At 77.2% G+C, this 16744-nt stretch carries 15 protein-coding genes and 1 tRNA gene; 11 read left to right on the top strand and 5 right to left on the bottom strand.

Going from position 1 to position 16744, the window contains the following annotated elements:
* Window positions 1-284 precede the first annotated feature (284 nt).
* Both ACI78U_RS23375 and ACI78U_RS23370 read right to left on the bottom strand, forming a co-directional pair.
* A complete protein-coding gene (locus ACI78U_RS23375; protein ID WP_456877797.1) occupies window positions 285-3197 on the bottom strand; it encodes an acetoacetate--CoA ligase in 2913 nt (970 codons plus the stop codon).
* On the bottom strand, window positions 3194-3859 hold the full coding sequence (locus ACI78U_RS23370; RefSeq protein WP_456877796.1) for a 4'-phosphopantetheinyl transferase family protein: 666 nt from the start codon (window positions 3857-3859) through the stop codon (window positions 3194-3196). Before ACI78U_RS23370 ends, ACI78U_RS23375 begins: the two co-directional genes overlap by 4 nt.
* Window positions 3860-3903: 44 nt before the next feature.
* On the opposite strand from ACI78U_RS23370, the gene ACI78U_RS23365 reads away from it, so the two are divergent.
* Window positions 3904-4959 carry a SurA N-terminal domain-containing protein gene (locus tag ACI78U_RS23365; protein ID WP_456877795.1) on the top strand — a complete coding sequence of 352 codons (1056 nt, stop codon included), beginning with the start codon at window positions 3904-3906 and terminating at the stop codon, window positions 4957-4959.
* Window positions 4960-4962: 3 nt separating this feature from the next.
* Entirely contained in the window at window positions 4963-5895 is a 933-nt protein-coding gene (locus ACI78U_RS23360) for a MazG family protein (RefSeq protein ID WP_456877794.1), read from the top strand.
* Here ACI78U_RS23360 and ACI78U_RS23355 read toward each other — a convergent pair.
* Window positions 5885-6568 (bottom strand): hypothetical protein, encoded by a 684-nt coding sequence (locus ACI78U_RS23355; RefSeq protein ID WP_456877793.1) that lies wholly within the window; start codon window positions 6566-6568, stop codon window positions 5885-5887. The genes ACI78U_RS23360 and ACI78U_RS23355 overlap by 11 nt on opposite strands.
* A 208-nt stretch (window positions 6569-6776) precedes the next feature.
* Between ACI78U_RS23355 and ACI78U_RS23350 the strand changes: the two genes are divergently transcribed.
* From ACI78U_RS23350 to ACI78U_RS23330, 5 genes are read left to right on the top strand one after another with little or no spacing between them, the layout of a single operon-like run.
* Window positions 6777-7481: a cupin domain-containing protein gene (locus tag ACI78U_RS23350; RefSeq protein WP_456877792.1), complete on the top strand. Its 705-nt coding sequence runs from the start codon at window positions 6777-6779 to the stop codon at window positions 7479-7481.
* 10 nt (window positions 7482-7491) lie between these two features.
* On the top strand, window positions 7492-8772 hold the full coding sequence (gene eno / locus ACI78U_RS23345) for a phosphopyruvate hydratase (RefSeq protein WP_456877791.1): 1281 nt from the start codon (window positions 7492-7494) through the stop codon (window positions 8770-8772).
* A 5-nt stretch (window positions 8773-8777) separates the two neighbouring features.
* Complete coding sequence (locus ACI78U_RS23340; protein WP_456877790.1) at window positions 8778-9323, top strand: FtsB family cell division protein; 546 nt, start codon at window positions 8778-8780, stop codon at window positions 9321-9323.
* The gene (locus tag ACI78U_RS23335; protein WP_456877789.1) at window positions 9320-9841 is read left to right on the top strand and encodes a DUF501 domain-containing protein; all 522 of its coding nucleotides are present in this window, start codon (window positions 9320-9322) and stop codon (window positions 9839-9841) included. Before ACI78U_RS23340 ends, ACI78U_RS23335 begins: the two co-directional genes overlap by 4 nt.
* Complete coding sequence (locus ACI78U_RS23330; RefSeq protein WP_456877788.1) at window positions 9838-10788, top strand: Ppx/GppA phosphatase family protein; 951 nt, start codon at window positions 9838-9840, stop codon at window positions 10786-10788. The genes ACI78U_RS23335 and ACI78U_RS23330 overlap by 4 nt, the downstream gene beginning before the upstream one ends.
* A gap of 6 nt (window positions 10789-10794) precedes the next feature.
* Here the strand turns inward: ACI78U_RS23330 and ACI78U_RS23325 are convergent, their stop codons facing one another.
* Both ACI78U_RS23325 and ACI78U_RS23320 read right to left on the bottom strand, forming a co-directional pair.
* Window positions 10795-11088, bottom strand: a complete 294-nt coding sequence (locus ACI78U_RS23325) for a DUF4235 domain-containing protein (protein WP_456877787.1) — start codon at window positions 11086-11088, stop codon at window positions 10795-10797.
* A gap of 42 nt (window positions 11089-11130) precedes the next feature.
* Entirely contained in the window at window positions 11131-12354 is a 1224-nt protein-coding gene (locus ACI78U_RS23320; RefSeq protein WP_456877786.1) for a GNAT family N-acetyltransferase, read from the bottom strand.
* A 163-nt stretch (window positions 12355-12517) separates the two neighbouring features.
* Here ACI78U_RS23320 and ACI78U_RS23315 point away from each other — a divergent pair, with 163 nt between their 5' ends.
* The 4 genes from ACI78U_RS23315 to ACI78U_RS23300 all read left to right on the top strand — a co-directional run bounded on the left by ACI78U_RS23315 (window position 12518) and on the right by ACI78U_RS23300 (window position 16599).
* Window positions 12518-13315: a uracil-DNA glycosylase gene (locus tag ACI78U_RS23315; protein WP_456877785.1), complete on the top strand. Its 798-nt coding sequence runs from the start codon at window positions 12518-12520 to the stop codon at window positions 13313-13315.
* Window positions 13316-13324: 9 nt separating this feature from the next.
* Window positions 13325-14710 (top strand): NAD(P)/FAD-dependent oxidoreductase, encoded by a 1386-nt coding sequence (locus ACI78U_RS23310; RefSeq protein ID WP_456877784.1) that lies wholly within the window; start codon window positions 13325-13327, stop codon window positions 14708-14710.
* Between the two features lie 28 nt (window positions 14711-14738).
* A tRNA-Leu gene (locus ACI78U_RS23305) sits at window positions 14739-14812 on the top strand.
* A 140-nt stretch (window positions 14813-14952) separates the two neighbouring features.
* Complete coding sequence (locus ACI78U_RS23300; protein ID WP_456877783.1) at window positions 14953-16599, top strand: M28 family metallopeptidase; 1647 nt, start codon at window positions 14953-14955, stop codon at window positions 16597-16599.
* Window positions 16600-16744 lie beyond the last annotated feature (145 nt).

The raw sequence follows: 16744 nt of genomic DNA, 5'->3' as shown, positions 1-16744 counted from the left end.
CCCCCCCCCCCCCCCCCCCCCCCCCCCCCCCCCCCCCCCCCCCCCCCCCCCCCCCCCCCCCCCCCCCCCCCCCCCCCCCCCCCCCCCCCCCCCCCCCCCCCCCCCCCCCCCCCCCCCCCCCCCCCGCTGCTCGAGCACCTGCACTCACTGCTGAAGGCGGTGCTCGAGCAGCCGGTGGCCGCCTGAGGTCACCCGCCGGGTGAGCAGTCGTCGCGGCAGGACACGGCGGGTCGGCCCGTGTCGCCGACCGCGACTGCTCACCCGGGCCGCGATCACACCTCGGTTCAGCGCAGGGCGGCGGAGACCTCTGCGGCCAGCGTGCCGACGTGCCGGTCGCTGAGCATGCCGATCCGCCCGTCGTCGAGGTCGCCGTGGTAGCCGGGGACCCCGACCACCCGCAGCTCGCCGACCCTGCGCCGCCAGGCGCCGAGCGTGCGGGACGCCGCGGCCCGTGACCCCTCGGCGAGGAAGTAGGAGACCGGGCCGTCGAACCGGCCGGGCCGGTAGGCCTCTGACACCTCCTGGGTCCCGAGGAAGAACGCCAGCTCGGGATCGGGCGCCGCAGCCGGCGCCGGCTGCGCGGCCCCGCCCCGGACCGCGCGGACGAGCCGGCGCAGCGGCCGGCCGGCGCGGACCGTGGCCCAGCGGCCGGCCCAGCGCACCCGGCCCGCCTCCCACCGGTTGAGCGCCGCCTGGGGCGGGCGGGCGTCGAGCAGGCCGAGGCAGCCGACCTCCTCGCCCGCGGCGCGCAGCCGGGTGGCGACCTCGAAGGCGACCAGGCCGCCGAAGGAGTAGCCGAGCAGGGTGTAGGGCCCCTCCGGCTGCGCGGCGCGGACCTGCGCCAGCGCGTCGGAGGCGACCTCCTCGATCGTGCGGTGCCGCCCGCCGGCGTCCCGCAGCGGCAGGCGCAGGCCGAGCACCGGCCGGCCGGTGTCCAGCCGGTCGACCAGTCCGGCGTACAGGTTCAGCTGTCCCCAGGCGTCGGGCACGAGGAACACCGGGGAGCCCTCCCCGGCCCGCAGCTCGGGAACGGCGGCGGGGGCGGCGGAGAGCGCCGCGGCGGCGGCCCGGGCCAGGCCGGCCGGCGTCGGGTCCTCGGCGAACCGCTGCACCGGGACGTCGGCGTCGAGCTCCAGCCGGACCCGCCGCAGCAGGCTGAGCACCTGGCGGGAGGTCCCGCCGAGGTCGGACCAGTCGTCGCCGGGGTCGGCGGAGCGCACCCCGAGGACCTCGCACCAGATGCGGGAGGCCTGCCCGAGCAGGCCGCCGTCCTCCTCCGGCGCGGCCGGGGCGGCGGTGGCCGCCACGACCACCCGGCGGATCTCGTCCAGGCAGCCGGGGTTGCGCAGCGCGACGGCGTTGGCGATCGGGTCGCCGTTGACGGCGTCGCGCGCGGCGCGCTCGGAGCGCTTGCCGTTGTGGGTCAGGGGCAGCTCGCCGACCGCGACGACCAGCGAGGGCACGTGCGCGGCGGAGGCCTCCCGGCGCAGCGTGCGCCGGATGGTGCGGTCGAGGTCGCCGTCGAGCCGGGCGCCCGGCCGCAGGACGACCAGCAGCACCATGCGCGAGCCCCCGGGCCGGCCGTCGTCGCGCTGCTCGACGGCCATCGCGTCGGCGACGTCGGGGAGCTGCCGGAGCACGGTGTAGATCTCGCTGGGCCCGATGCGCAGCCCGTCGATGTTGAGGACGCCGTCGGAGCGCCCGTGCAGCCGCGAGGACCCGTCGGCGTCGAACTCGATCAGGTCGCCGTGGGTCCACGTCCCCGGGTGGTCGGCGAAGTAGGCGTCGTGGAACCGCCGGCCGTCGGGATCGCGGAGGAACCCGACGGGGCGGCTCGGGAAGGGGCGCCGGCAGACCAGCTCGCCGACCTCCCCGACGACCTCGCGGCCGTCCTCGTCGACCGCCGCGACGTCGAGCCCGAGGCTGCGCGTCTGGCAGCGGCCCCGCCGGACCGGCACGTCGGGGGCGCCGAGCACGAAGCAGCCGATGATGTCGGTGCCACCGGAGATCGACTGCAGCGGCACCGGCCCGACCGCCTCGGCGACCCAGTCGAACTGCCAGTCGTGCAGGACCGCGCCGGTGGAGAGCACGGCCCGCAGCGCCGACAGGTCGGTGGTGTCGGCGGGCCGGAGGCCGGCGTCCTGACCGAGCTGCAGGTAGGCCGGGCTGGTGCCGAAGACCGTGACGCGGTGGTCGGCCGCGAGCTGCCACAGCGTCTCCGGGCCGGCGACGGGGCCGTCGTAGACGACCACGTGGGCGCCGGTGACCAGCGCCGACAGCTGCCAGTTCCACATCATCCAGGCGGTGGTGGTGTGGAAGTACAGCGTGTCGCCGGGGCCGAGGTCGACGTGCAGCCGGTGCTCCTTGACGTGCTCGAGCAGCGTGCCGCCGGCCCCGTGCACCATGGCCTTGGGCGGGCCGGTGGTGCCCGACGAGAACATCACGAACAGCGGCGTGTCGAAGGCGTGGTGCGGCCACCCGACGGCGGGCTCGGCGTCCGCGGTGGCGTCGGCCAGCCGGTCCACCGGCAGGCCGAGGTCGGGCAGCGGCCGGTCGTCGAGCAGCAGCACCCGGCGCAGCGTGGGCAGGCCGGCCACGACCTCGACGACGACGTCGTCGGCGACCGCCCGGCGGTCGAGGACGAGCACCGCGGGGTCGACCTGCCCGAAGCGGCCGAGCAGGGACGCCGCGCCCATGTCCGGTGCGGCCGTGGAGACCGCAGCCCCGATCGCGGCCACGGCGAGGGCGACGACGGCGGTCTCGCCGGTGTTGCCCGCGATGAGCACGACCCGGTCGCCCTCGGCGAGCCCCAGCCGGCGCAGCGCGGTCACCGTCCGCGCGACGGCGTCGCGCAGCTCGCCGCGGGTCCACCTGTCGGCCGGGCGGTCGGCGTGCACGGCGGTGAGCGCGGGGGCGTCGTCGCCGGCGCCCTCGAGCGGGCGCAGCAGCGCCTCGGCGTAGTTCAGCCGCAGGTCCGGGAAGAACCGGGCGGTCTCGACGTCGGTGCCGGTCAGCACGACGTCCGCGGACCCCGACCACGGCAGCTCCGACCAGTCGAGCAGGGCGCGCCAGAACTGCTCCGGCCGCTCGACCGAGAAGGCGTGCAGCGCGCCGGGCGCGTCCAGGGCGGTGCCGGTGAGCTCCTCGCAGCGGGCGCGGAAGCGCGCGAGCTGGGGGACGGCGGGGGCCAGGGTCATCGGGGGATCTCCTCGTCCGGGGCGACCGCGAGGCTGGCCACCCACCCGTCGGGCACGGGCACGTCGTGCAGCGTCCAGCCGGCCACCGGTCCGCGGGCCGGCCCGACGGTGGTGACCACGGCGGCCGGGTCGTCGCGCAGCCCGGTCCCGCGGGCCTTGAGGACGGCCTCCTTGCGGGTCCAGGCGCGGGTGGCCGCGACCGGGCGGGCGCCCGGCGGCAGCAGCGCGATGGCCCGCAGCTCGGTGGGGTGCAGCCAGCCCTCGGCGGCCACGTCCGGCGTCCAGGGCGCCACCGGCTCCAGGTCGACGCCGATCCGGCGGCCGCGGGCCACGGCGACGACGCCCAGGTCGCCGCCGGCCGCGCACCCGGCGTCGAGCCGCGTGGCCGCGGGCAGCTCCGGGCGGCCGGTGGGCCCCGTGGTGAGCGGCACCCGGCGGGGGTCGGTGCCCAGCTCGGTCGCGAGCGCGGTGCGGAGGGCGGCGCGCAGCAGCACGCGGCGCCGGTGGACGGCGGGTGTGCCGCGCCGGGCGCGGGCGACCTCGCCGGGGGAGAGCAGCGCCTCCGCGCGGGCCAGGCCGTCGTCGTCGGCCACCAGGGGGACGACGGTCACCGTCACGCCCGGGGTCACCTCGCGCGCGGGCGCGGGTGAGGGCGGCGGCATGCCGGCGATGCTGGCAGCGGGCGCCGTCGCTTCCATCCCCCGTCGTGGGGACACCACCCGGCCGGGTGGCCCGCCGCCTGCGCCGGGCGTGGGGGCCGGTGTGGCAGGCTCCGCTGGTGCGTACCCGTCGGCTGACCGTGTCGATGGCCGTCGGCCTGGCCGCCGTGGCCGCCGTGGCCGGCTGCCGGACCTCGCCGTCCGTGGCCGCCTACGTCGGCGAGGAGCAGGTGACCGTCGCCGAGCTGCAGTCGGCCGTGGACGACCGGCTCGCCGACCCCGCGATCGACGAGGCCGTCGGCGGGCCGGGGAGCGACTTCACCCGGCAGGTGCTCACGCTGCTGGTCCGCGAGGAGCTCTACGCACAGGCCGCGCAGCGGTACGACGTCGAGGTCACCGACGCCGAGCTCGACGCGTTCATCGAGGAGGCGCTGGCCGGCCAGGACGCCGAGGCGCTGTACGCGCAGGCCGCCGGCCAGGGCTACTCACGGGAGGACGTCCGGGAGAGCGCCCGCCAGCAGCTGCTGCGCCGCGAGCTCGGCGCCGCCACCGGCGACGCCGCCGGCCTGGACGAGGCGGCGCTGCGCGCCCGCTACGAGCAGGTGCGCGCCGACCTCGAGCAGCTCTCCCTCGGCTACTTCGTCGTCCCCGACCAGGCCACCGCCGACAGCTCCCTCGCCGAGATGACCGCCGCCCCCGCGTCCTACCCGGCCGTGGCCGCGCGGTTCCCCGGCGAGAACTCGCTGCCGCAGCTGCAGACCACCGCCGCGAGCGAGGTGAGCGGGCCGCTGGCCGAGGGCATCGCCGCGGCGGCTCCCGGCACCGGCTTCACGCTGACCCTGCCGGGGGTGGAGGGCGTGGTGGTGGTCTTCGTCGCGAGCCGCACGACCCCCTCGTTCGAGGAGGCCCGGCCGCAGCTGCAGAGCGAGGCCGCGGTCGGGGTCGAGGAGGCCGGCGCCGGCGTGGTGGACGAGGTCCGCGACGACGTCGGGGTCACGGTCAACCCGCGCTACGGCGAGCTCACCGACGACGACGTCGTGCAGGAGGCCGAGGGCGGCGTCGTCGAGCTGCTCGAGGACGCCGCCGCCCCGGCCGGGGGCTGAGGCGTGCCGCCCGCCGTCGTCGTCACCGTCAGCCCGCGGCTGCCCGGGCTGCTCGGGCCCGCCGGCTGGGCCGCGCTGGAGGGCCGGCGGGTCGCCGCGCTGCCGGGTGCCGGTGCCACCGCGGAGGTGCTGCGCGCGGCCGGCCGGGAGGTCACCGACGTCGCCGACGCGGGAGCGCTCGACGACGACGTCGCCGTCCTCGCCGCGCCCGGCGAGGCGCCGCCCGGGCTGCCGGTGGTCGACGGCGCCCCGGAGCCCCCCGGCGCCCGGCTGCTCGACGTCGTCGCGGTGATGGACCGGCTGCGCTCGCCCGGCGGGTGCCCGTGGGACGCCGAGCAGACCCACTCCTCGCTGCGCGGCTACCTGCTCGAGGAGGCGCACGAGGCCTACGACGCGATCGTCGACGACGACGCCGCGGCCATGCGCGAGGAGCTCGGCGACGTGCTCCTGCAGGTGGTGTTCCACGCGCGGGTGGCCGCCGAGGTCGGCCCGGAGCGGCGCTTCGACGTCGACGACGTCGCCGCCGACCTGGTGGACAAGCTGGTCCGCCGGCACCCGCACGTGTTCGGCGACGCCGGCCCCCGCGACGTGGCCGGGGTCGAGGCGGGCTGGGAGGAGATCAAGAAGGCGGAGAAGCAGCGGCGCTCGCCCACCGAGGGCGTGTCGCGGTCCCAGCCGGCCACCGCGTGGGGGACGGCGCTGGTGCGCCGCGCCGCCCGCGCCGGCTACCCCACGCCGGAGCCGGCCGACCTGGGCTCGGCGGCGCCGGAGGAGCTGGGGGAGCGGCTGCTCGCCGTCGTGGCCGCGGCCGCGCAGCGCGGCTGGGACGTCGAGGACGCCCTCCGCGAGGCCGTGCGCCGCTACGCCGGCGAGCTCGACGCCGAGGCCCGTCGCCGCGCGACGTCGTCGGTGGGGCCGGCCGGTCCTACCGGCTGACGAGGGGCCGCTCGGTCGGCGCGGTGGTGACCCGCGGCGCGGTGAGCATCGCCTTCAGCGCACCGAGCACGCCCAGCCCGGCGACCGCGGCGGCGCACCACACGCCCCACCCCAGCAGGCGGGCGTCCCAGCCGGCGTCCACCAGCCGGGCGACGACCGCGGCGGCCACGGCCAGCGCGACCCCCAGCGCCAGCACCCCGGACACCCGGTGGCCGCGCGCGGGACGCAGCAGCAGGAGCCCGAGGACGACGAGCACGGCCCCGCCGGCCGGCACCGTCGCCGGCTGCCACAGGCCGGTGCTCCCGAGCTCGGCCACGCCCTCCCGGGCCGCGTCGACGGCCCGCGCCGCCAGGTCCAGCCCGGTGGTCGCCCGGTCCCGTTCCCACGGCAGCCACAGGCTCGCTGCGTCGGCCACGCCGGCGAGCAGCAGGAGCACCCCGCCGACGACGTCGGGGCGGCGGACGTAGACCAGCCGTCCGGGGTCGACCGCCACCCCGGCCACCTCCGTGCCCTCCGGGGCGGGCTCCACGTCCGCGACGTCGTCGTCCTCGGCGGGATCCGGCGGGAACCCGAGGATGGACGGCCCCGTCCCGTCGTCCGCGTCCACGGGGGGTGGTGGAGGCGCGGCTCCGGCGCCGTACCCGGGGGGTCGCTGCTGCTGGCGCTCGGTCATCGGGTCCTCCGACGGCGCAGACGTGGAGGAGACGCCCGCCCACGAGGAGGTTATCGCCGGATCGGTTCCGCCGAGGCCGCACCGTGACCGCTCCGTTACAGGAGCTCCGCGGCCGAGGCCCGCCGCGGCGCGCGGGACCGGGACCCTGGCGCTCCCGTCCAGAGGAGCGCCACCATGACCGGAGCGCCGACGGCAGGACGGTGATCCGATGGACCCCCAGCCCGTGCACTCGCCTCGCCGGGGCGAGGTCTTCAGCAACCCGCGCACCGGGGAGCGCGCGGTGCTGCTCACCGACCCGGAGGGCCATCCCGACCGGACGCTGGTCGCCCACCTGTTCGTCCGGCCCGGCGGCCGGGTCGCGGCCGCGCACGTCCACCCGGGGGCCACCGAGCGCTTCCACGTGCTGGCCGGCCGGGTCGCCTTCCTCGTGGGCGAGGAGGAGCGCGTGCTGGGCCCGGGCGCGTCGGCCGAGGTCCCGCCGGGCACCGTCCACGACTGGTGGCAGGTCGGCGACGAGGAGGCGCAGGTCCTGGTGGAGGTGGCCCCGGGCGACCGCTTCGTCCGGGTGGTCGCCACGACGTTCGGCCTAGCACGCGACGGCCGCGTCGACGCCCGGGGACTGCCGCACCTGCTGCAGGCGGCGGTCACGCTGCGCGCCTACCGCGACACGGTGGTGTTCACCACGCCGCCGCCGCGGGTGCAGCAGGTCCTGTTCGGCGCGCTCGCACCGGTCGGCCGGCTGCTCGGCCGGCAGCCGGTCGACCCCGCGTACCTGTTCAGCCGGGAGGTGGCGGAGGTCGACCCGGCGGCGCTCGCCCTGCTCGACGGGCAGGGCCGGCTGCGGCGGGATCCCGCGGACGAGTCGCGGGTCGTCACCGCACGGCGGTCGGACGGACCGGGCGGGCCTGGCTAGGCTGCACCCCGTGCCGAGCATCGACGCCGTAGGCGCGCGGGAGATCCTGGACTCGCGCGGGAACCCCACCGTGGAGGTCGAGGTCGCCCTCGACGACGGGACGATCGCCCGCGCGGCGGTCCCGAGCGGCGCCTCCACCGGCGCCTTCGAGGCGGTGGAGCTGCGCGACGGGGGCGAGCGCTACGCCGGCAAGGGCGTCACCAAGGCCGTCGACGGCGTCCTCGACGTCATCGGCCCCGAGCTCGTCGGCTACGAGGCCACCGAGCAGCGCCTGGTCGACCAGCGGCTGCTCGACCTCGACGGCACGCCGGACAAGTCCCGCCTGGGCGCGAACGCGATCCTCGGCGTCAGCCTCGCGGTGGCCCGCGCGGCCGCCGACTCCACCGGCCTGCCGCTGTTCCGCTACGTCGGCGGCCCGTCGTCGCACCTGCTGCCGGTGCCCATGATGAACATCCTCAACGGCGGTGCCCACGCCGACAGCAACGTCGACGTCCAGGAGTTCATGATCGCCCCGATCGGGGCGGCGACCTTCGCCGAGGCGCTGGCGGTGGGCACGGAGACCTACCACGCGCTCAAGTCGGTGCTCAAGGGCCGCGGGCTGTCCACCGGCCTGGGCGACGAGGGCGGCTTCGCCCCCGACCTGCCGAACAACCGGGCCGCGCTGGACCTCATCGCCGAGGCGGTCGAGAAGGCCGGCTACTCCCTCGGCACCGACATCGCCTTCGCCCTCGACGTCGCCGCCACCGAGTTCCACGGCGACGGGGGCTACGACTTCGAGGGCCAGACCCGCTCGGCGGAGTTCCTGGTCGACTACTACCGCGAGCTCGTCGACGCCTACCCGGTCGTGTCCATCGAGGACCCGCTCTCCGAGGAGGACTGGGACGGCTGGGTCGCGATGACCTCGGCGCTCGGCGACCGCGTGCAGATCGTCGGCGACGACCTGTTCGTCACCAACCCCACCCGCCTGGCCGACGGCATCGAGCGGGGCGCAGCGAACGCGCTGCTGGTCAAGGTCAACCAGATCGGCACGCTCACCGAGACCCTCGACGCGGTCGACCTGGCCCACCGCAGCGGCTACCGCTGCATGATGAGCCACCGCTCGGGCGAGACCGAGGACACCACGATCGCCGACCTCGCCGTCGCGACCGACTGCGGGCAGATCAAGACCGGCGCCCCCGCGCGCAGCGAGCGGGTGGCCAAGTACAACCAGCTCCTGCGCATCGAGGAGGAGCTCGACGACGCCGCGCGCTACGCCGGCGCGGCCGCCTTCCCGCGCCTGCGGGCCCGCTGACGCAGGTGAGCGCGGGCACCGGCCGGCGGCGCTCCACCGGCCGGCCGCTGTCGAACGCCGCGTCCCGACCGATCCCGGCCGGGACGCGCTCGGGCGCCGGCAGCCGCCCCGACGCGCGCCGCCCGGGCCGGCGGACGCCGCGGCAGGCCCCGCGGGCCGCGGTCGCCCGCCGTCCGCTGGTCACCGGGCGCGTGGTGCTGTTCGTCGGGCTGCTCCTGCTGCTGGCGCTCACCCTGGCCGGGCCGGTGCGGCAGTGGCTCGAGGGCCGCGCCGAGCTCGCCCGGCTGGCCGCCGAGAGCACCGCGTACGACGAGCGCATCGCCGACCTCGAGGCGGAGCTGGCGCGCCAGTCCGACCCCGACTGGACCGCCCGGGAGGCCCGTGAGCGGCTGGCCTACGTGCTGCCCGGGGACCGGCTGGTCGTCGTGGTCGACGGCGAGGCGGCCGAGGGCGACGCCGGCACCCTGCCCGACACCGGCGACACCACCCCGCGGCCCTGGTACGAGGAGCTGCTCGGCTCGGTGACCGACGCCGACGAGGAGGCCGGGTGAGCGCGCCTGGGGAGCGGGTGCGCGAGCCGATCACCCCGGGGGAGCGCGAGCTCGTCGGCCGCCAGCTCGGCCGCCCGCCCCGGGCGGTGCGCGCGGTGGCCCACCGGTGCCCCTGCGGCCAGCCCGACGTCGTGCAGACCTCGCCGCGGCTGGAGGACGGCACGCCGTTCCCGACGCTGTACTACCTGACCTGCCCGCGCGCGTCCGCGGCCGCCAGCCGGCTGGAGTCGGCCGGCCGGATGCGGGAGTGGCAGGCCGACCTCGGCACCGACGCCGGCCTGGCCGCCGCCTACCGCGCCGCGCACGAGGCCTACCTCGCCGAGCGGGACGCCCTCGGTGAGCTGCCCACCCGCAACACCGCCGGAGGCATGCCCGACCGGGTCAAGTGCCTGCACGCCCTGGCCGGCCACGCCCTGGCCGCCGGCCCGGGGGTCAACCCGATCGGCGACCGCGCCGTCGCCGAGATGGGGGAGTGGTGGGCACCGGGCCCCTGCGCCCAGGAGGAGGAGTCCCCGTGACCCGGGTCGCGGCCGTCGACTGCGGCACCAACTCCATCCGCCTGCTGGTCGCCGACGTCCCGCCCGAGGGGCCGCACACCGACCTGCTGCGCCGCATGGAGGTCGTCCGCCTCGGCCAGGGCGTCGATGCCACCGGCCGGCTCGCGCCCGAGGCGATCGAGCGCACCCGGGTGGTGCTCGCGGAGTACGCCGCCCAGGCCCGCGACCTCGGCGCGACGGCGGTGCGGATGGTGGCCACCAGCGCCACCCGCGACGCGGGCAACCGCGCCGACTTCGAGGCCGTGGTCCTCGCCACGCTCGGCCGGCTCCCCGACGTCGTCCCCGGCGACGAGGAGGCCCGGCTGTCCTTCCTCGGCGCCACCGCGTCCCTGGACGCCGCCGCGGCCGCGCACGGCGACCCGCCGCCGCGCCCGCCGTACCTGGTCGTCGACATCGGCGGCGGGTCCACGGAGTTCGTGCTCGGCGACGCCGGCGGGGTCCGCGCCGCGCGGTCGGTGGACGTCGGCTGCGTGCGGCTGACCGAGCGGCACCTGCACGGCGACCCGCCGACGCCCGACGAGATCGGCGCCGCCGAGGCCGACATCCGCGCCGCGCTGGCCGAGGTCGCCGCGGCGGTCCCGGTGGGGGAGACCGCGACCCTGGTCGGCCTGGCCGGCTCGGTGACCACCGTGGCCGCCCTCGCGCTGCGGCTGCCGCTCTACGACGCCGACGCCATCCACGGCTCCCGGATCCCGGTGGGCGCCGTCCGGTCGGTCACCGCGGGGCTGCTCACCGCCACCCGGGAGCGCCGCGCGGCCGAGGCCGTCATGCACCCCGGGCGCGTCGACGTCATCGGCGCCGGTGCGCTGGTGCTGCGGGTGGTCATGGACGCGTTCGCGCTCGACGAGGTCGTCGTCAGCGAGCACGACATCCTCGACGGCATCGCGCTGCGGCTGGCCCGGGGCTGACGGCGCTCAGCCGGCCTCGTTCAGGCCCGGGGGCAGCTTGCCGGTCAGCGACTGGTAGGCCGCCGCCGCGCCGCGGGCGGCCAACAGCCGGCCACCGGCGACGGCGACCCCGGAGAACGCGGCCCAGGCCAGCGCCTCGGGCCAGCTGACCCCGGGGGCGGCCGGGTTCTTCGGGGGGTTGCTGCCGCGGGCCGCGTACCAGGCGGCGTCGGTGAGCTTGCGGACGGCGATCCCCGACACGGTGGCCGTCCCCGTGCCGAGGAGCTTCCAGGTCAGCGGCGCCTTCTGCTTGCGGGCCATGGGCTGATCATGCCTGCCGCGCCCGCGCGCCGCGCGCAGCGGTCAGTCCCTCGCGCGGGCCTGCCGGATGCGGTGCATGGCGGCCCGGGCCAGCTCCCGCGCGCGGCCGGCCAGCACCCGGCGGGCGAGGGCGAGGACCGCGGAGGCGGCGGCGGTCGCGGGCAGGTAGCCGCCCGACCCCGCCAGCCCGGGTCGCGCGAGCAGGACCCGCTCGGCGGTCACGGGGTCCGGGCGCCAGCGCAGCTTGTAGTCCTCGTCGCCGCGCAGGAAGGAGTACTCAGCCAGCCCCAGCCGGCCGGCCCGCTCCAGGGCGGCGCTGACCAGCAGCACGGAGGTGTCGATGTGCTGCCGCAGCCCGGGGTCGATCCCGGCGAGGTAGTAGGCCAGCTGCCGGTGGCCGAGGAGGTCGACCTCGGCGGCCACCAGCCGGCCGTCCATCCGGTACTCCACCACCAGCGCCTGGCCGCGCTCGACCATCGGCCCGAGGGCCTCGGTGAGGAAGGCGCGGAACCGCGCGGTGGAGTGCTCGGGGTTGCCCCGCCGGCCCGCCCACTGGGCCTCGTGCAGCCGGATCAGCTCGGGGACGGCGGCCGGCACGGCGGCGGGGTCGAGCTCGGCCCGCTCGATGCCGGCCCGGTCGATCTTCTTCAGCTTGCGGCGCAGCGTCCCCGCCGTCCGGGTCGGCACCCGCGCGAGGACCGCGGCCTGCGGCAGGACCGGCAGCTGCAGGTTCAGCGAGGAGGGCGCGCGGCGGACCCGGCCCGGCCAGCCCGGGGCCCACGCCTGCGCGGCGGAGCCGGGCAGCACCTCGGGCAGGTCCAGCACCCGCCACCCGGGGACCTGCAGCAGCGCGCCGGCCAGCCGCGCTCCCGCGTCGGGCACGTGCGGGTCGACCAGGACGTCGGTGGAGTCGCTCAGCGGTCCGCCGAGGGGCGCGAGGGCCGGAACGGGACCGCGGCGCACCCGGTACAGCGGCGCGGCGGCGACGAGCGTGTCGCCGTTCCACACCGTGACGACGGCGAGCCGTCCGGCCGGCACGTAGGCGCGGGCCCACGCGCTGACCCAGGCGTGGGACTGGAAGGCCGTGGCGGCCGGCGTCCGGCGCCACAGGTCGTCCCAGGCGCCGGCCAGGGCATCGAGGTCGGCCTGCGCGGAGGCGACCGCCGTGCGCGTCCGGCCCGGGGAGGACGCCACCGGCGTGGGTGGCGGCGGCGACCCGACAGCCGCGTCGAGCCCGCTCCCGGACGCACCCAGCCCTGCCGTCACCCGTCCACGCTCCTCGTCCGCCCGGCGCCTCCCGCCGTCCGGCCGGGTCGCTGACCGGTCCGAGCCTAGGGACCGCCGGCGCCGCCGCCGACCCTCCGAAGGGGGAGATCCGCCGGCCACCCCGCCCGACGAGCCGGTCGCCGGCGGGTGGTCCACTGGGGCGGTGGCAGTCGACGCCCAGGGGTTCCCGGTCACCCGCAGCCCCGCCGGCGTCGCCCGTTCCGCCCGCGCGGCGCGCGACCTCGCCGCCCTCGACGCCCGGGTCTCCGGCTGCCGCGCCTGCCCGCGGCTGGTCACCTGGCGCGAGGAGGTCGCCCGGGTCAAGCGCGCGTCCTTCCGCGACGAGGAGTACTGGGGCCGCCCGGTGCCCGGGCTCGGCCCGGCCGACGCCCGGATCGCCGTCGTGGGGCTGGCGCCGGCCGCGCACGGCGGCAACCGCACCGGCCGCGTCTTCACCGGCGACCGCAGCGGCGACTGGATCTTCGCCGCGCTGTGGCGGGCGGGGCTGGTCAACCAGCCGACGTCGACGCACGTCGGGGACGGCCTGCAGGTCACCGGCGTGCGCATCGCCGCCGCGGTCCGCTGCGCGCCGCCGGACAACGCCCCGACGCCGGCCGAGCGCGACACCTGCTCCCCGTGGCTGGCCCGCGAGCTCGCCCTGCTGCCGCGGCTGCGGGTCGCCGTCGTCCTCGGGGGCTTCGGCTGGACGGCGTTGTGGCCGGTGCTGGCCGCGGCCGGGTACGCGCTGCCCCGGCCACGGCCGGGGTTCGGCCACGGCGTCGAGGTCACCGTGTCCGGACCGCGGGGGGAGCTGACCCTGCTCGGCAGCTACCACGTCAGCCAGCAGAACACCTTCACCGGCCGGCTCACCGAGCCGATGCTCGACGCCGTCCTGGCCCGGGCCACGGAGCTCGCCGGCAGCGGCGCCGCGAGGGGGAAGGACGGGTCCGTCCGCCCCTAGGCTGGCCCCATGGCGTCTCGCCCGGGTCCCGCGTCCCGTCCGGTGGTGCTGGTCGTCGGCGGCGGCTACGTCGGCCTCTACACGGCCCTGCGGCTGCAGAAGCGGCTGTCACGGGGCGGGGCCGAGGTGGTCGTGGTCGACCCCCAGCCGCACATGACCTACCAGCCGTTCCTGCCCGAGGCGGCGGCCGGCTCGGTGGAGCCGCGTCACGTGGTGGTCCCGCTGCGGCGCACGCTGCCGCGCTGCCGGGTGGTCACCGGCGCCGTCGTGGGGCTCTCGCACGCGCAGCGGCGGGCCCGCGTCGCGCCCGCCGAGGGTGCCCCCTACGACCTCACCTACGACGTGCTGGTGATGGCCGCGGGATCGGTGGCCCGCACGCTGCCCATCCCCGGGCTGGCCGAGCACGGCGTCGGCTTCAAGACCGTCGGCGAGGCCATCTACCTGCGCAACCACGTGCTGGCCCGGCTCGACGCGGCCGCCTCCACCGACGACCCCGCCGTCCGCACGCGCGCGCTCACCTTCACCTTCGTCGGCGGCGGCTACGCCGGCATCGAGGCCTTCGCCGAGCTCGAGGACATGGCGCGCTACGCCGTCGTGAAGTACTACCCGCGGCTGTCCCCCGGCGACATGCGGTGGGTGCTGGTCGAGGCGACCGGGCGGATCCTGCCCGAGGTCGACCTGGACATGGCCGCCTGGACGGTCAAGCAGCTGACCGCCCGCGGCATGGACGTGCGGCTCAACACCCGGCTGGAGTCGGTGTCCGACGACGGTGTCGTCCGGCTCAGCGACGGCGACTCCTTCGCCAGCGACACGCTGGTGTGGACCGCCGGCACCAAGCCCAACCCGGTGCTGGCGCAGACCGACCTGCCCCTCGACGAGCGCGGGCGGGTGCGGTGCGAGGCCACACTGCAGGTCAGCGGGCTGGAGGACGCCTGGGCCGCCGGTGACCTCGCCGCCGTCCCGGACCTCACCAAGGACGACCCCGGCGCCACCACCGCGCCCAACGCCCAGCACGCCGTCCGGCAGGCCAAGCGCCTGGCCGACAACGTCGTCGCGGTGCTGCGGGGCGGTCAGCCGCGGCCCTACCGGCACGCCTACGCCGGGTCGGTGGCCAGCCTCGGCCTGCACAAGGGCGTGGCCCAGGTCTACGGCGTCAAGCTCAAGGGGTGGCCGGCCTGGTTCATGCACCGCACCTACCACGTCAGCCGGGTGCCGACGTTCAACCGCAAAGCGCGGGTGGTCGCCGACTGGACCCTGGCCTCGGTGTTCCGCCGCGAGGTCATCGCGCTGGGCCAGCTGCAGGACCCGCGCCGCGAGTTCGTCACCGCGGCGGGGCTCGGCAACACCGGGCAGCTGCCCGCTCCCTCCGCCGCCGACCGCGCGCAGGTCAGCTGACCCCCTCGCGGGCCGGCGGCCCGCTCCCGCCCCCGTGGCCCAATCGGCAGAGGCAGGCCCCTTAAAAGGGTCGCAGTGTGGGTTCGAGTCCCACCGGGGGCACCTGATGACGTGCGCGGGACCAGCGCCCTTTACACCATGTCGCCGGACAAATACAGGCCTTGACGGTTCCGGTGACCCATTTGACAGGGTGGCCCCTCGTGAGCACCGGAGCTCACTCCGTACGCGAGGAGAAGTCGTCCATGACCCAGGTCCACCCGTCCCGCCGGTCACGGCTCGCCGTGATCGGAAGCGCCGGCGTGCTCGCGCTGGCCGGGAGCGTGGTCGCTGCGCTGCCCGCCGGTGCCGCCGGCGGCTGCGAGACCCGCAACAACAACACCGTCGCCAAGCTGACCGACTGCGTCACGGTCGAGGGCGTCACCGAGCACCTCCAGGCGTTCCAGGACATCGCCACCGCCAAGGGCGGCACCCGCGTCTCCGGGAGCCCCGGCTACGACGCCTCGGTCGACTACGTGGAGCAGCGGCTGAAGGCGGCCGGCTACAGCGTCACCCGCCAGGCCTTCGAGTTCCCCTTCTTCGAGCAGACCAGCCCCAGCGCCTTCAGCCGGGTCTCGCCTGACCCGGTGACCTACGTCGAGGGCACCGACTACGCGGTGGCCACCTACTCCGGCAGCGGCGAGGTGCAGGGGACGATCCAGGCCGTCGACGTCGTCATCCCGCCGTCGCCGGCCCCCAACGGGAACACCAGCGGCTGCGAGGACGCCGACTTCGCGAACTTCGTGCGGGGCAACATCGCGCTGATCCAGCGCGGGACCTGCACCTTCGGCCAGAAGGTCCAGAATGCCGTCGAGGCCGGGGCCGCCGGTGTCGTCCTGTTCAACGAGGGCCAGCCCGGCCGCGAGACCCTGCTGAGCCCGACGCTCGGCGCGCCGATCGAGGGCGCCGTCCCGGTCGTGGGGGTCAGCTTCGCCACGGGCGCCCAGTTCGCCGCGGCGCAGACCGTCGTCTCGTTCGACATCCAGACGATCAGCGAGCTCCGCGACACCGAGAACGTCATCGCCGAGCTGCCCGGCCGCACCAGCGACAACGTCGTCATGGCCGGCGCGCACCTCGACTCGGTGGCCGCGGGCCCGGGCATCAACGACAACGGCTCCGGCAGCGCGGCGATCCTCGAGGTCGCCGAGAACATCACCAAGGTCAAGCCGGAGAACACCATCCGGTTCGCCTGGTGGGGCGCCGAGGAGTACGGCCTGCTCGGCTCGAACTACTACGTCTCGCAGCTGAGCACGCAGCAGAAGGCCGACATCGGGCTGTACCTGAACTTCGACATGGTCGGCTCGCCGAACTTCGCCCGGTTCATCTACGACGGCGACCAGTCGGCCTTCACCGCGCCGGTGACGGTCCCCCCGGGCTCGGACCAGATCGAGTACGTCTTCGAGGACTACTTCGAGCGGCGCCAGCTGCCCTACGAGGCCACCGAGTTCAGCGGCCGCAGCGACTACCAGGCGTTCATCCTCGCCGGCATCCCCTCCGGTGGCCTGTTCACCGGCGCCGAGGGCGTGAAGACGCCCGCCCAGGCCGCGGACTACGGCGGCACGGCGGGCCTGGCGTACGACCCGAACTACCACCAGGCCGGGGACACGCTGGGGAACGTCAACCGTGAGGCGCTGGACACGAACTCCGACGCCATCGCCTACGCGGTGCTGACCCTGGCCTACGACACCTCGCGGGTGAACGAGGTGGCCGGCCGGCCAGTCCCGGGTGGCACGTTCGAGGGCGACCCCGACGCCCGTGAGTTCCGCCAGCCCTCCGGCAAGGAGGTCGGTGGCGGCGGCCTCTCCCCGGACCACGGCCACGACCACGACCACGACCACGGGGACGAGATCTGACCCCGGTCTGACCTCCTGACCGAGTGCACGCAGCCGTGGGGGGGGGGGGGGGGGGGGGGGGGGGGGGGGGGGGGGGGGCGCGCCGGGGGCCGGGGGCGGCGGGGCGGGGGGGGGGGGGGCGCGGGGGGGGGGGGGGGGGGCGGGC

The sequence above is a fragment of the Geodermatophilus sp. SYSU D00710 genome, from assembly GCF_054050195.1.
This window is presented reverse-complemented; position numbering and strand designations above follow the sequence as displayed.